Source organism: Kitasatospora sp. NPDC004615, from assembly GCF_042873545.1.
In the GTDB taxonomy this organism is placed as follows: Bacteria; Actinomycetota; Actinomycetes; order Streptomycetales; family Streptomycetaceae; genus Kitasatospora.
Map to the genome: position 1 here is coordinate 76,283 of NZ_JBIALQ010000004.1, position 14,363 is coordinate 90,645.

At 68.9% G+C, this 14,363-nt stretch carries 10 protein-coding genes and 2 CRISPR repeat arrays (1 of these 12 cut by a window edge); of the genes, 6 read left to right on the forward strand and 4 right to left on the reverse strand.

What is annotated here, in order from left to right; all coding sequences use genetic code 11:
• Positions 1-59: 59 nt before the first annotated feature.
• Both ACFYS8_RS15170 and ACFYS8_RS15175 read left to right on the forward strand, forming a co-directional pair.
• Positions 60-1,022: a HEAT repeat domain-containing protein gene (locus tag ACFYS8_RS15170; RefSeq protein ID WP_387640875.1), complete on the forward strand. Its 963-nt coding sequence runs from the start codon at positions 60-62 to the stop codon at positions 1,020-1,022.
• Positions 1,023-1,336: 314 nt separating this feature from the next.
• Complete coding sequence (locus ACFYS8_RS15175; protein ID WP_387640877.1) at positions 1,337-2,026, forward strand: hypothetical protein; 690 nt, start codon at positions 1,337-1,339, stop codon at positions 2,024-2,026.
• A 349-nt stretch (positions 2,027-2,375) separates the two neighbouring features.
• Here ACFYS8_RS15175 and ACFYS8_RS15180 read toward each other — a convergent pair whose 3' ends face one another.
• On the reverse strand, positions 2,376-2,873 hold the full coding sequence (locus ACFYS8_RS15180; RefSeq protein WP_387640879.1) for a transporter: 498 nt from the start codon (positions 2,871-2,873) through the stop codon (positions 2,376-2,378).
• A 161-nt stretch (positions 2,874-3,034) separates the two neighbouring features.
• Here ACFYS8_RS15180 and ACFYS8_RS15185 point away from each other — a divergent pair, with 161 nt between their 5' ends.
• Positions 3,035-3,451, forward strand: coding sequence for a hypothetical protein (locus ACFYS8_RS15185; RefSeq protein ID WP_387640881.1), 417 nt, complete (start codon positions 3,035-3,037; stop codon positions 3,449-3,451).
• Between the two features lie 131 nt (positions 3,452-3,582).
• Positions 3,583-6,162 carry an FxSxx-COOH system tetratricopeptide repeat protein gene (gene fxsT, locus ACFYS8_RS15190; protein WP_387642123.1) on the forward strand — a complete coding sequence of 860 codons (2,580 nt, stop codon included), beginning with the start codon at positions 3,583-3,585 and terminating at the stop codon, positions 6,160-6,162.
• A gap of 228 nt (positions 6,163-6,390) precedes the next feature.
• On the opposite strand, the gene ACFYS8_RS15195 is transcribed toward fxsT, so the two are convergent.
• Positions 6,391-6,579, reverse strand: a complete 189-nt coding sequence (locus ACFYS8_RS15195) for a hypothetical protein (RefSeq protein WP_387640884.1) — start codon at positions 6,577-6,579, stop codon at positions 6,391-6,393.
• A 347-nt stretch (positions 6,580-6,926) separates the two neighbouring features.
• On the opposite strand from ACFYS8_RS15195, the gene ACFYS8_RS15200 reads away from it, so the two are divergent.
• Positions 6,927-7,784, forward strand: coding sequence for a methyltransferase domain-containing protein (locus ACFYS8_RS15200; protein WP_387640886.1), 858 nt, complete (start codon positions 6,927-6,929; stop codon positions 7,782-7,784).
• Positions 7,785-7,791: 7 nt separating this feature from the next.
• Here the strand turns inward: ACFYS8_RS15200 and ACFYS8_RS15205 are convergent, their stop codons facing one another.
• The gene (locus tag ACFYS8_RS15205) at positions 7,792-8,064 is read right to left on the reverse strand and encodes a hypothetical protein (protein WP_387640889.1); all 273 of its coding nucleotides are present in this window, start codon (positions 8,062-8,064) and stop codon (positions 7,792-7,794) included.
• Positions 8,065-8,365: 301 nt separating this feature from the next.
• On the opposite strand from ACFYS8_RS15205, the gene argS reads away from it, so the two are divergent.
• A complete protein-coding gene (argS, locus tag ACFYS8_RS15210; protein WP_387640892.1) occupies positions 8,366-10,126 on the forward strand; it encodes an arginine--tRNA ligase in 1,761 nt (586 codons plus the stop codon).
• A gap of 466 nt (positions 10,127-10,592) precedes the next feature.
• Positions 10,593-11,143: a CRISPR direct-repeat array (repeat unit 38 nt; unit sequence CGTGGCGGTCGCCCTTCGGGGCGGCCGAGGATCGCAAC).
• A 117-nt stretch (positions 11,144-11,260) separates the two neighbouring features.
• Here argS and ACFYS8_RS15215 read toward each other — a convergent pair.
• A complete protein-coding gene (locus ACFYS8_RS15215) occupies positions 11,261-13,603 on the reverse strand; it encodes a CRISPR-associated endonuclease Cas3'' (RefSeq protein WP_387640894.1) in 2,343 nt (780 codons plus the stop codon).
• 90 nt (positions 13,604-13,693) lie between these two features.
• A CRISPR array of direct repeats spans positions 13,694-14,363; the repeat unit is 37 nt; unit sequence GTGGCGGTCGCCCTTCGGGGCGGCTGAGGATCGCAAC; it runs 178 nt beyond the window's last position.

The following is a 14,363-nucleotide window of genomic DNA, read 5'->3' on the forward strand; positions in this document are numbered from 1 at the left end:
GGTATGCGCAATGAAAGAGGTTCTTGATGAGTTGGCGGGGTGGGCCGGATGCTCCTTCGGTGTGGAGCGAGGAAGGGATGGAATTTCATGCCGGCACAGTAGAAGACGTGCGTTTTGTCGTTGCTCACATGCCGGTGGAAGTAAAAAATGGGTTCGTCTACGGCGCCGTTCCATGGAGTAATTTCAGCCATGCATACGGGCCCGGTAGTGATGTGCCCGATCTTCTGGAGCAGGCTCGCACCGGCGATGAACGTAGCTCTAATGAAGCGCTCAGCAAACTTTCGGGGAGACTGCTTCAGCAGGGTACCAGTTCGGCGGCTGGTGCTTTGGCGATTCCCTTCTTGGTCCGCATTGTCGTTGCCCTCCCCTTTCATCGTGCCGGTATCCTGCGGGTCATTGCGGGCTTGGTTCGACGCCAGTATTTCGGGGACGGTAGCCGCACCGGTCTACTGCGAGCCGCTCGTGCCGATGACCAGATAGTATTTGAACCCTCCGGCTACCTTGCAAACTGGTCGGTACAGGCCGCTCGCGAGGCCTTGGCGGCCGACGCTGGCTTGCTGCTGCCATTGCTTGGCGATCCTGATCCGGAAGTGCGCCAGGCTTCTGCCTACGCCTTGGCCGCCGTTCCGAACCGGCCCGCGTCAGTCGCAGACTGCCTGAGCGCTCGGTTTCAGGATGAAGAGGATCCCGCGGTACGTGCCTGCCTGGTGCTGGCAATCGGCCAGCTTGCGTGGGAAGAACGGCACCCGGATACCATCGATCAAATGTGTGCTTGGTGGCAGGATTACAGTCAGCCTGCAGAAGTCAGGGTATGCGCGGCCCTGACATGGCTGTGCCTCACCGACGGCCCTGTCCCCGACAACCTTCGAGCCTTCCTGGAGCTGTCCGTCACGGACGATCTCGCCGCTCTTCTCGAATCGATCCCGTGGTTGGACCACATCGTCGACGGCGGGTTGCGCCGCTGTCTTGATCAGATGTTCTATCCAGAGAGATACCCCCACTTTACTAGCTGCCTTGATTAGCAAATACCGCACCCTCCTATTTGACTCTCGCTTCACAGTGAACGACGCCACTCCGGTGGTTCTGCAACGCTTCCGCGTTGCTACCCGCCTGGACGGCTTGTGCTGATCAGCCACTATTGCGCCCCAAGTCGTAATGCGGCCCTGATCCGCGGACGCTGCGACTGGGCGCGGACCGCCGGACGGTACTCCGACGCCCGGCCCCTGTTTCCCGCCACGCACCACCACGGAACGAGCAGGCGAGCGGCCCCATCGAGGTACCGGCCACCAGGGGCAGATGACCTTGACGAGCGGCGACCCGCGTAGCCGGTGACTCGGTGGCCACCGGGGAGTCGACTCACCGCCGCCGCTTCGCGACAGCTCCGACTCAGGGATCTCAACAGCTCCAGACCAGAGAGAGTTACCTCACCTGGTACGCCCGCAGTCGGCGTAACAGCGCCCTCGCCCACTTCGCCGGCACCGACCACTTCACCCAGCCCGGCACCGACCGCACCCACGCCCAGGCGCTCCGGCACATCCACTTCGTCGCCCTCCGCCCCGACTTCCAGTGCCGCAGCATCCAGCAGCTGCTCGACCAGGCTCCGGGGAGCGAGCGAGCCCGCTGGGATCCGTACACCCGCGCCCTCGCGGCGTTCGCCCTCCTCGGAAGCTCCGCCCCCGGTGCCCTCGAAGCCCTGGACCGCACCCTCGCCGAGGCCGGCGACAACCTCCAGGTCTGCCACGCCCTGCTCCACGGCCTCTGGCTCGGAGACGGACTACCCGACCAGGCCGAGCGGCTCCTGGAGTTGGCCGCCTGGCCCACCTTCGACGACACCGACCCGATCATGCTGTTTCGCACGGCCACCGCCTGGCGGAGCCTCGGCCGTCGATCCGAAGCCCTCGACGCGATCGACAGCGCCATCGAAGCCCTCGACCCGAACCAGCCCGAAGTCCACGCCGACCTCGTCCGTGAACGCGCTCTGATCACCGCGCTGGCCCGAGAACCGCGGCACCACCGAGGACTATGACCCCGCTCGCCTCACGGCGGCACCGGGAATCGCCACCCCCTGACGCAGAGGACCAACTCGAACAGCCGAACCCCCAGGACCGTCAGCCCGCAGCCCCTCACCCGAGCCTTGCCGGAGGGGAGGAAGCCCGGACCTACCAGCGCGACCTGAGCCGCTGGGCCGCCTGCCGCGCCCACATCCAGCAGGCCATCAACTCGGCCTCCGCCCCGCGGGCAAGCGAACCGACCGCCACCGCACCACCCCCGCCGGCGGTAACCGCCTCGCTGGCCAACCCGGCACCGCTGAAGGTCACGGTCCGCCCCGCGGACCCGGCCCTTGAACGAGCGGGCCGACCATCGCCGTTGACGAACTACGCGGCAGCCGCGTAGCTCGTGCGCAGCAGCTCCATCGACCGATCGAGGTCCTCCACCGACCCGATCCGGACCTCCAGCTCGCCCGTCCCGAGGTACCCGATTCTCCGGACGTCCCGGGTCCAGCCCGGGATCAGCTGGACCGTCGTCGGGTCGACCCGCAGGAAGACGACCAGAGCCTGAGCCTGCGCCAGCACCCGGACGCAGGCGAAGTTCCGCCGGCGGTAGGCAACGTAGTGCTGCAGCGGCACCGCGTGGCCATCGCCCAGGTCGAGCAGACGGGCGTCGAGCTCCTCGTACAGCCCGCGGATCTCGCCGCCGGCCTGCACGAGGACGTCGGTGACCGTCCGACGGCTGGCCGCGACCGGGCGGGCAAGCTCCGTCCGCCGACCCGAGAGGGCGCCGCACCCGCCGGGGACCGACGCCGCCAGCTCCAGCGTCACCAGGTCATCCCCGTAGCGCCGGTAGACCATCATGTCGATCCGGTGGTGGGACATCCCGGCCGCCACCAGGTCGTACCGGACTGGGGAAGAGGCAGTGTTCCGAGCGTGCGCTATTCCCTTGTTTAGTGCTGCGACAGGCGGTTAACTGGCCGCCCTGGCGGCGTTCGGGCTAGGTTTCACTGAGACACAGAGTCATGACGCCGGAGGGGGAGAGCATGTCAACCGAGTTGGTGCAGCTGGTAGAACAGACCGGGCCCTATCTCAGCGCGGCGGTCACCGCGTACGGGGCTGCTGTGCTCACACGGGCTCAGGATGCGGCCGTGGATGCGACGGCGAATCTCGGGCAGCGCATTATTCAGACGGTATGGCACCGGAGGCGGCGCTCGGACCAGGCCGCCCTGACCGTTGCGCTGGAGGAGGCCGCCGCCGAGCCGGAGAGCGCTGAGGCTGCTGTGGACCTGCGTCGACAGATCGAGCGTGCCCTCCGTGAGGATGACCGGCTCCGCGAGGACGTTGCCGCGATGTTGCCGCCCGCCCCGCAGGTCGTCATCACCGCCACGGGCGAACGAAGCATCGCGGCCCAGAACATCGGCACCGTAATCAACGGTGACAACACCACAGTTCAGCGGTGACACTGCCCGATGAGCCGCCTGCCCAGTACTGGATCACGTCCAACGGCCGTCGCGGACTGGCCGCGCAGCACATAGGCATGGTCGTGAACGGCAATCTGATCTTGACGTCAACCGAGGCCGGTGCCGGAGACATGCCGACACTGACACCAGCCGACAGCGGGTCCGGGCAAGGGCCGTCTGCTGGAATCGGCCCGACATACTGGAATGCACCACCGAAGAATCTGTCGTTCACCGGCCGAGACAATGTGCTGGCTGAGTTGCACGCGAGGCTGGTTGAGGGCACCACGGCCCTAGTGGCCGCGCCACCCCAGGCCCTGCAGGGGCTCGGAGGGGTCGGCAAAACGCAGCTGGCGCTGGAGTACGCGCACCGCTACAAGGCGTATTACGACCTGATCTGGTGGATCGACGCCGAGCAGACCGAGCTGATCACGTCTGCCCTCGCCGAACTGGCCCGACTGATCCGCCTTCCCGTCGGCGATGACGTTGACAAGGCGGCCGAAGCAGTCCGCGACGCGCTGCGCCGGGGCATGCCGACCGCCCGATGGCTACTGATCTTCGACAATGCCGACACCCCCGCTGATGTTCGCCGCTTCTTCCCGGACGGCCCCGGGCATACCCTGATTAGTTCCCGAAACCCGAACTGGTCTGGCCTGGCCAGGGTGTTGTCGGTGGACGTGTTCGACCGCTCGGAGAGCATCGATCACCTGTGCCGCCGGGTCGGTGGCTTGTCCCGGGAGGACGCCGCCCGGGTTGCCCACGAGGTGGGCGACCTGCCGTTGGCCGTCGAGGTCGCCGCCGCTTGGCTGGAGTCCACCGGGACCCCGGTGGACTCCTACGTCACCCAACTGTGGGCCGCTGCCACCAAGGTCCTCGCCGCCGGTGAGACCCCGCTGGACTATCCGACCCCGGTCGGTCTGACTTGGAACGTCTCGATCGCTCGGCTGCGCGAGCAGTCGCCGGCTGCCGTCCGGTTTTTGGAACTATGCGCCTTCTTCGCACCCGAGCCGATCTCGCTGAAGCAGTTCTTCTACTCCGAGCCGATGCGGCTCGCTCTGGAACCGTACGACCGGGAACTGACCGACATCTTCATGCTCGGCAAGGTCTTGCGTGCGGTCAGCCGCTACGCCCTCGCCAAGATCGACGTGGCGAGCGACAGCTTCCAGATGCATCGTCTTGTGCAGGCCGTGGTTCGCAGCGGCATGAGCGAGGACGAGAAGAGCGCCGCGATGCACGGAGTGCACCGCATCCTGGTCAGCTCCCGGCCGGTTCGCGGCGATACCGACGATCCTGCCAACTGGCCTACGATGGAGCGGATCTGGCCCCACCTTGCACCCTCGCACGCCCATGACTGCGACGAACGCGAGGTTCGCGAACTCCTCATCGACCGGGTTCGCTACCTCTGTAAGCGGGTCGACCTCGACCAGGCCCTCAGCCTTTGCCGGCAACTCAACGAGATCTGGTCGGCCCGGTACGAGGCTGAGTCGGACGAGGCGAATCGCCGCACGTTGCGCAGACAGATCCTCAGCCTCCGGTTCCACCGCGCGAACGTGCTCCGTTCCATGGGTTCCTACAACGATGCGCTGGCCCTTGACGAGGAGACCCTCGCAGGGCAGTGGGAACTGTTGGGCGAGCACCACCCGTACGCCCTGATCACCGCCAACTCACTCGCCGCCGACCTGCGGTACCTGAACCGCTTCAACGAGGCGCTGGCCATGGACCAGGAAACCTTCAACCAGTTCGTCGATCAGTTCGGCAAGGACCACCCGCTAACCCTCGCGGCGGCCAACAATTTGGCCATCGACCACCGGCTGGTCGGCAACAGCCAGGCCGCCCGCGACCTCGACCAGGACACCTTCGAGCGCCGCCAGATGGTATTGGGCCCGGTCCACCCGTACACGCTCAGCTCCAAGTCCAGCCTGGCCCGCGACCTCCGCGAGCTGGGCGACTACAAGGGCGCGGTCGAACTGCTCCGCGATGTCACTGACGCCTTCGCCGAACTCCCCCAGAGGGACCTCCCCGAGGACCTGCGCAACGCCAAGTCCCTCGCAGTCTCCCTGCGCCGCGCCGGCGCCTACGCCGAGGCCCGCGAACTCACCGAACGCACCTACCAGCGCTACCTCGACCTGTACGGCCCCGAATTCCCCGATGCACTCGCCTGCCGGCTCAACCTCGCCGCCGACCTCAGCGCCGCCGGCGACAAGGAGACCGCCCGCGACCTTGCCGCCGACGCGTTCGACGACCACCGCCGCCTGATCGGCGAGGACCACCCGTTCACCTACGCCTGCGAGAACAACCTCGGCATCTACCTGCGCGGCAGCGGCGACCTCGGCGGCGCCGTCCACCACGGCGAACTCGCCGCCGCCGGCCTCGCCGCCGGCCTCGGCGACGACCACCCCTTCACCCTCAACGCCACCATCAACCTGGCCAACGCCTACGCCGAGAGCGGCCGCCTCGCCGAAGCCGAACGCCTCGGCCGCACCGCCTTCGACGGCCTCTCCGCCCGGTACGGGCCCAGCCACCCGGACGCGCTGGTGTCCCAGGTGAACCTCGCCGTCACCCTCCGCGCCGGCGGGCGGCGCGCCGAGACGGAGAGCCTGCGGCTCCAGGCGGTCGCCTCGCTGGTCGAACTCTTCGGCGACGACCACCCGACCATCACCGCCGCCCGCACCTGGCAGCGCATCAACCGCGACCTGGAGACTCAGCCATTCTGAGGGCTCGCCATCTCTCCATGCTGTCGGGCAAGGGAGCGCAGCCGCCGTCGAGTCGTGGATGACCTGCCGCTGGCCTGACTGAGGTACAGGGCTTGGGCTGGCTCTCGGCCGCCGCCAGGCGGCGTGTCACGGGTGCCCTGGGGCGACAGGGTGACAGTCGTGGCGGCCCCCGAAGGACTTCCGGGGCCGACTCAGAGGGGCGCGCCCTCGCGGCGGCGAGCGAGACCGTTACGTGTCGCCGCGTTGGCGGGCGGCCAGGTCGTCGGCCCAGCTGCTCTGTGCGTACTGAGCCCAGCGGTAGGCGCTGCTGGGCGTGACGCCGAACAGATCGCTGACCACGATGGGTGGCAGCACGCTGACGGCCTCGATCACGGCCGTGTTTCGGGCGCCGAGGCTGGGCAGGCCGTGCTGGTTCATGAGGCTCTGGAGTCTGCTTGAGCTCGGGGGCTTGCTCGCCGGACGACCAGGAAACAGGAAGCGCGGTGTGCCGGGTGCGGGCTGGCGGAACATCGAGTCGCCGGCTGGTCGGCTGACTCCAGGAGGCACTCGGGGCGGCATGTGGCTGCGGCTTCGGCTGCGGGGCTGGGTGTTCTTCGTCTGGTGGGACGTGCTGCTGGGGTGGCCGGTGGCTCGAAGGGGTGAGCCATGCTGGGTGGGTTCCCTTCTCGGGATGAGGCATCTCGAAGCGTGTCATATGGTGCAAATCCGGACTCTTGGTGCCGCCATCTCGGGCTCTGGCGCGAACAGGGGAGGAGGGCTGCGCCGTGTCCGACAGTGCCGAGCCGATCCACGCACGCCTTGCGGAGCTGGCCCGCCCGCAGGAACCTGACCAGGTTGTTGTCGATCTCGGCTGCGGTGAGGGACCGACGCTGCGCGCTGTCAGCCGGATAGCGCCGCAGGCTTCCCTCATCGGGATCGACCGTTCGGCGGAGTCGCTGCGCCAGGCGCAGGAGGCTCTGGCAGGCCACAAGGGGTCGACGGCGACGGTCGTTGCGGATCTGCGCGATCCTCTCCCATGCTCCGACGAGAGCGTGGACGTCGTCCTGTCGTACAACACCACCGAGTGCCTGCCGAACCCGCAGGCGATGCTGGCCGAGGTGGTACGAGTCCTCCGGCCTGGCGGGCGGGCGGTCATCGCGCACGTCGACTTTGACTCGATGGTCGTCGCGGGCGCGGACGCCGATCTCGACCGGCGGGTGTGCCACGCGTTCGCGGACGACACGCAGAGCTGGATGGATCACGCGGACGGCAGGATCGGCCGCAAGCTCGGGCTGCTCCTCGCCCGCAGCCCGCTGGAGCTCGTCGGCGTCGAGCCGTTGCTGGCGTGGTCGACCGAGTTCACGGGGCACGCACAGGATCGGGTTGGCCAGATCCGGAAGGCTCTGCTGTCCGCCGCCAGGCATGGTCGTGGCGCGGTCACCCCTGAAGAGGTCGAGGCTTGGTACACCTCGGTGTGCGATGCGGACCGGCTGGGTGGCTTCTTCTTCTCCGAGCTGGCGTTCATCGGGGTGGCGGAGAAGGCCAGGGGCGACCGCAGCGGGCATGGCGCAGCCTCGCACGACGGGCGGCAGGCGGCACCCGTGCGGGCCGGTTCGATGCCGCATCTCCCGACTGCTGCTTGACTGACGTCTATGGGGAAGTGGCGTTCGCGAGGGCGGTGGCGGCGAAGGTGTACAGGGCGTTCGCGGTGGTGTTGAGAGGGGCCGTGGTGTCGAGCGCCAGCGCGGGCTGTTCGGGGCCGGGCCACGACAGCTCCGGCGCGTCCGGTGCCGGGTTGGTCCGGTAGGCGCGGACGGCGTCGCGGGCGTGGCGCACCGGTTCGGGGGCGCGGATGTGGATGAGGTGGAGGCGTTCTCCGAGGAGGTCTGCGGCGAGCCGTCGTTCCGCTTCGGTGGAGGTCATCAGGGTGACGATGCCGACCTGATCCTGGCGGCGGCGTGCGCGAGGGCTCGGAGCGTGGCGAACGCTTGCTTTCCCGAAGTCGGAGGGGTTCGTGCTTGTTGCTGATGGCCACTCAGGATGAGCTGCGATCAATGGTCTTGAGTGTTCGGGCTGCGCTCCGTAGCGAAGGGAGTTGGGCCGTTGGCTGTGGGGGGAATGGGATACTCGGCAGACGGCGCCGGCTGACTCGACCTTGCGGCGCTGTGCGACGCCTGCGGCCCGGCCGCGGATCCGCCTTCTCACAGAAGTGGTCCTTCGATCTATGCCTACGGTCCTCTCCATCGCCGACGCGCTGCGCGAGCGCTTCGCACAGGCGATCTCCACAGCGTTCCCCGACGCCGCGGACAGCGACCCCCAGCTGCGACGAAGCGACCGCGCCGACTTCCAGGCTAACGGCATCATGAGCCTGGCCAAGCCGCTGCGCGCCAACCCCCGCGAGGTGGCCGCGCGTGTGCTCGACAACCTCGGCTCTGACCAGGTGATCGCGAACCTGGAGGTCTCCGGGCCCGGCTTCATCAACGTCACCGTCACCGACGCCGCCATCCTCGAGCGCCTCGCCGCCCGCGCAGCCGACGTCCGACTCGGTGTCGGCAGCAACGCCGAGGCCGGCGTCACGGTGATCGACTACAGCCAGCCGAACATCGCCAAGGAGATGCACGTCGGCCACCTGCGCTCGACGATCATCGGCGACGCGCTGGTGCGCACCCTGGAGTTCACCGGCGAGAAGGTCATCCGGCGCAACCACCTCGGGGACTGGGGCACCCAGTTCGGCATGCTCATCCAGTACCTCGTCGAACACCCCGACGAGCTCGCCGACGACACCGAGCCGGACGACTCCGGGCCGTCGATGTCCCGTCTCAACCGCCTCTACAAGGCGTCGCGTGCCAAGTTCGACAGCGACGCCGACTTCGCCGATCGCGCGCGCCGGCGCGTCGTCGAGCTCCAGGCCGGCGACGCCGAGACCGTCGCGTCCTGGCAGGGCGTGGTCGACGAGTCGAAGGTCTACTTCGAGGCCGTCTACGCCCGACTCGGTGTCCTCCTCGAAGATGCCGACGCCGTCGGCGAGAGCTACTACAACCCGATGCTCGCCGACGTGTGCGCCGACCTCGAAGCCTCCGGCGTCGCCGTCCGCTCCGACGGCGCCCTGTGCGTGTTCTTCGACGACATCAAGGGCCCCAACGGCGAACCCACCCCGCTGATCGTCCAGAAGAGCGACGGCGGCTACGGCTACGCCACCACCGACCTCGCCGCCATCCGCGACCGCGTCGGTCTGCTCGGCGCCGACCAGCTCCTCTACGTCGTCGACAGCCGCCAGGCCCTCCACTTTCAGATGGTCTTCGAGACCGCCCGCCGCGCAGGCTGGCTCCCCGACAACGTCCGCGCCCTGCACCTCGGCTTCGGCACCGTCCTCGGCAAGGACGGCAAGCCCTTCACGACCCGCTCCGGCGAGACCGTCCGCCTCATGGACCTCCTCGACGAAGCCGTCGACCGGGCCGGCACCGTCGTCGCCGAGAAGAGCCCCCAGCTCGCCACCGAGGAACTCGAAGACCGCGCCAAGCAGGTCGGCATTGGCGCGGTCAAGTACGCCGACCTCTCGACCTCCCGCACCCGCGACTACATCTTCGACGCCGACCGCATGGTCTCCCTCAACGGCGACACCGGCACCTACCTCCAGTACGCCTACGCCCGAATCCAGTCCATCCTGCGCAAGGCCCCCGACGGCGTCACCCCGACCGTCCATCAGGACCTGGTCCTGGAGCCGGCCGAACGCGCCCTCGGCCTCCTCCTCGACGAGTTCGGCGCCACCATCGACCTCGTCGCCGAGACCTTCGAACCCCACCGCCTCTGCGCCTACCTGCACAGCCTCGCGGCGGCGTACACCGCGTTCTACGAGCACTGCCCCGTCCTCAAGGCCCCCAGCCGTGAGGTCATGGAGACCCGGCTGCTGCTCTGCCAGCTCACCGGCCAAACCCTCCGGCAGGGCATGGACCTCCTCGGCATCGGAACGCCCGAGAGGTTGTAGCTTTATAGGCGGCCGTCGGGGTGAGCAGCCATCTGAAGGGCGACCTTGCGCTGTCTCTTCTCCGCTTCGTCCAGGCCGTGCTGCCAGGCGCACGAGCCCTTCCCGACGTCGTGGACCAGGGCCAGGTACTCGGCCAACTCGCCCGCGCTGAAAGCCGATCCGAACCGGCGCGCCAGTGAGGCGGATCCTCGGAGATGGTCCTCCAGAGTGTGGCGGGCACCTGGTAGGTTCCGGCTGTGGGCCCACAGTGGTGCCACTTCGCTGTTTGAACTGTCCATAGTGGTTACCTTGTTCACGGCCGGACCGTACCGCTGCCGACTGACGTCAGCAGGCAGTGGTTCGGAACCCCGAGTGTGCAGCCGACACGCGGATCGCACCGAAGTAGGATGTCCGAACTCTGTGGATTTGCCTGTCCGGTTGGTCGCGCAAGCGCGCGAGAGACGGCCGGTTTCCGCTGATGGGCCGGCGTGGCGGTCGCCCTTCGGGGCGGCCGAGGATCGCAACGTGTACTCCGTGCGCACCCCGGGCCCCGACCAGCCCCGTGGCGGTCGCCCTTCGGGGCGGCCGAGGATCGCAACACCGACGTCACACCGAACCTCGCAGCCCGCGCAGCGTGGCGGTCGCCCTTCGGGGCGGCCGAGGATCGCAACACCGACCGTGGCGTGTCGCAGACCGTCGGCGGGGCGTGGCGGTCGCCCTTCGGGGCGGCCGAGGATCGCAACGCCAAAGCCGCTGGCCGCTTCATTGACGCGCTCGGCGTGGCGGTCGCCCTTCGGGGCGGCCGAGGATCGCAACGTCGGTGCCGCGATCTCCGCCGCGGTGCAGGGCGAGGAGTGGCGGTCGCCCTTCGGGGCGGCCGAGGATCGCAACCCGATGGTCCAGGCCGACAAGCACGACGTCGAGCTCGTGGCGGTCGCCCTTCGGGGCGGCCGCGGATCGGAACATCCCGCCCATGCTGCACCGAGTCGGTTGACCCGCCGGTGGCGGTCGTTTTGCGGGACGGCCGCGGATCGCAACGTCGCCGACGCGGCCCGGCGCGCCCATCAGATCGGACTGCGCCCAGGTGCGGTCGTCTCGTGGTCGGCGTGAGTGGAACGAGGGAGGCTCCGGGGCGGCTTCCGCGCTGAGGAGGGCTCAGAGGAGGAAGGCGGTTCGGTCTTCGGGTTGGGCGGGGTCGAGTCCGCGGTGGGGGTGGTAGGCGCCGTTCCACAGGAGGAGGTTGCCGATGACGGGTTCGGCGAGGCCGGCGGTGAGTGCGGCGTCGGCTTCGTGGCGGGGGAGTTGGGCGGTGTGGGGTTGGAGTCGGCGCAGTGGTTCTGTGCCGCACGGGTAGGGGGATCTGAGGGCGGCGATGTCGGCTTCGACGGCGGCGCGGTGGGCTTCGTCGCGGATGACGACGACGGGCCGGTTGAGGGTGTCGTCGATCATGCGGAAGGCGTCGTCGACGGCGGGGAAGTCGAGTTGGGCGCGCAGGGTGTCGATGTGGGCGCCCATGCTGGCGGGGCCGCTGCCTTGGAGGGTGTAGCGCAGCGGGTAGTACTTGTCGAGGGCGTCGAGGTTGTCGGGTCGGGCGAGGTTCGGGCCGATGTGGGCGGCGGTGGCGTCGAGTGCGGCGGAGTAGGCCTTGTCGCGGGGCTGTCCGGCGTCGTGGACCTTGAAGACGACGACGGTGCCGTGGGCCTGGTGGCCTTCGCGGTTGCACCGGCCGGCGGCCTGCTGCAGGGACTCCGCGGGCGCCCAGGCGCGGAACACACGGGGGAAGTCGAGGTCGACGCCGGCTTCGATCAGCTGGGTGGAGACGACGTGGATGTCGCCGCCGTACTCCAGGAGCCTGCGGATGTGCTCGATGACCTCACCGCGGTGGCCGGCGGTCATCCGGGTGGACAGGTGCAGGACGGTGCCGCTCGCCCGCTCTTCCAGGAGGCGGTGCAGGTGTGCGGCGTCCTTGGTGGTGTTCACCACGGTCAGTGTCTGACGGCCGCTGCGCCGGCCGATCTCGTCGGCCATCGACTCCCAGGTGACGTCGGGGCCGGTGCGCCAGTCGTAGGTGACGCGCCGCAGCTCTTCGAACAACTCGGCTGGGTCGGCGATGAGTTGGCGGCGGGGGAGGCCGTCGAGCTGGGAGAGGGACCAGAAGGCGGGCTGGGTGGCAGAGGTGAGGACGACGGTGGTGCCGAAGTGGTCGACCAGGCCGCGTAGGGCGCTGAGGATCGGGGCCAGGAGCCGGTCCGGCAGGGCCTGGACCTCGTCGAGGACGATGACCGCGCCAGCCAGGCGGTGGATCTTGCGCATGGCGGCGGGCCGGTGGGAGAAGAGCGACTCGAAGAGTTGGACGGTGGTGGTGACGACGAACGGCGCGTCCCAGTTCTCGGCGGCGGTGCGCGCCCAGGTTCCCTTCGCGCCGTCCAGGTCGACCGAGCTGTGATGCTCCAGAACGGTCGGGGGAAGGTCCGGGTCGTCGGGGTCGAGCATGTCGCGGTAGGTGCGGGCGTTCTGCTGGGTGATGCTCGTGTAGGGGACGGCGACGACGACACGGCGGTGGCCGTGCGCGACGGCGTGGTGAAGGGCGAAGCCGGCGGAGGTGAGAGTCTTCCCGCCGCCGGTGGGCACGTGGAGCACGTACATGCCGGGCGCGCCGGTCGCTGCGGCCACCGTCTCCTCGTAGACCCGCCGGCGGATGCCGTCGATCTTCGAGGCGCGGCGCCGGGACAGGGCTTCGTTCCGGCGCGTGTCGAAGACTTCCAGCAGGTGCGTCATGTCGGCGTCGGCCCGGACCTGCGCGGGCGTGTTTGCGAAGTGGGCGCTGGTGTCGAGGAAGTCGGCGTCGACCACGCAGCTGAACAGCATCCGCACCAGCAGGTCACGGTTCAACTTGCCTTCCGGGCCTGTCGCGTGGGCGAGCCAGGCCGGCAGGGTGATGCGTCTGGTCGGGACGATCTCCGGGACGACGGCCGCCGTGCGGGCGATCGCCTCCTCGATCAGTGCCTGGTTCGCGTGGGCGCCGGTCTTCACGGCGTGGACGAGGTCCTTCACCGCCTGGAGTTCGGGGAGTCCACCGTGGTGCCCCTGCACGACGGCGCCGAACGGGACCCCCGCGTGCGAGGCGGCCAGCCACGCGCCAGCCTCCTTGTGGGGGACGCCGACCTTGCGCTGCTTCTTCTCCGCCTGGTCCAGGCCGTGCTGCCAGGCGCACGAGCCCTTTCCGGCGTCGTGGATCAGGGCCAGGTACTCGGCCAACTCGCCTGCGCCGAAGGCCGATCCGAACCGGCGTGCCAGCGAGGCGGATCCCCGGAGATGGTCCTCCAGGGTGTGGCGGGTACCTGGTAGGTTCCGGCTGTGGGCCCACAGTGGTGCCGCTTCGCTGTTTGAACTGTCCGTAGTGGTTACCTTGTTCACGGCCGGACCGTACCGCTGTTGACTGACGTCGGCGGGCAGCGGTTCGGAACCCCGAGTGTGCAGCCGACACGCGGATCGCACCGAAGCAGGATGTCCGAACTCTGTAGATTTGCCTGTCTGGTTGGTCGCGCAAGAGCGCGAGAGACAGCCGGTTTCCGCTGATGGACCGGTGTGGCGGTCGCCCTTCGGGGCGGCTGAGGATCGCAACGTCAACAAGACCAACCGGCACGCGGGCGTGAGGCTGGTGGCGGTCGCCCTTCGGGGCGGCTGAGGATCGCAACTCCTGGCCGAGGCCGTACAGGTGGGCCTGGACGCGGGGTGGCGGTCGCCCTTCGGGGCGGCTGAGGATCGCAACTGCTCGGACCCGAGTGCGCAGCAGGACAACGCGCAGGTGGCGGTCGCCCTTCGGGGCGGCTGAGGATCGCAACTTGTGGTTGAAGTAGCGCACGATCCGGTCGAATGCGAGGGTGGCGGTCGCCCTTCGGGGCGGCTGAGGATCGCAACGACGTCGTAATCCCGGACGACGAGAAAGACCCGGGGGTGGCGGTCGCCCTTCGGGGCGGCTGAGGATCGCAACTCCGGGCCCGAGCCAGGAGATCCGCCGGTCCCAGGTGGCGGTCGCCCTTCGGGGCGGCTGAGGATCGCAACGTCGGAGGCGAGCAACAGGGAGTCGATCACCACGAGTGGCGGTCGCCCTTCGGGGCGGCTGAGGATCGCAACGCCGACACCGACGCCCGGGTGGCCGCGCTGCGGGCGGGTGGCGGTCGCCCTTCGGGGCGGCTGAGGATCGCAACGCCGAGGGCTGGCGCGGGGTCGGCCAGGGCTCCTGGTGGTGGCGGTC

What these genes read in the sequence shown, in the direction of transcription:
- ACFYS8_RS15205 (WP_387640889.1), bottom strand. Translation starts at nt 8,064, where the DNA reads ATGACCTCCACCGAAGCGGAACGACGGCTCGCCGCAGACCTCCTCGGA.
- ACFYS8_RS15195 (WP_387640884.1), bottom strand. Translation starts at nt 6,579, where the DNA reads ATGAACCAGCACGGCCTGCCCAGCCTCGGCGCCCGAAACACGGCCGTG.
- argS (WP_387640892.1), top strand. Translation starts at nt 8,366, where the DNA reads ATGCCTACGGTCCTCTCCATCGCCGACGCGCTGCGCGAGCGCTTCGCA.
- ACFYS8_RS15180 (WP_387640879.1), bottom strand. Translation starts at nt 2,873, where the DNA reads ATGTCCCACCACCGGATCGACATGATGGTCTACCGGCGCTACGGGGAT.
- fxsT (WP_387642123.1), top strand. Translation starts at nt 3,583, where the DNA reads ATGCCGACACTGACACCAGCCGACAGCGGGTCCGGGCAAGGGCCGTCT.
- ACFYS8_RS15185 (WP_387640881.1), top strand. Translation starts at nt 3,035, where the DNA reads ATGTCAACCGAGTTGGTGCAGCTGGTAGAACAGACCGGGCCCTATCTC.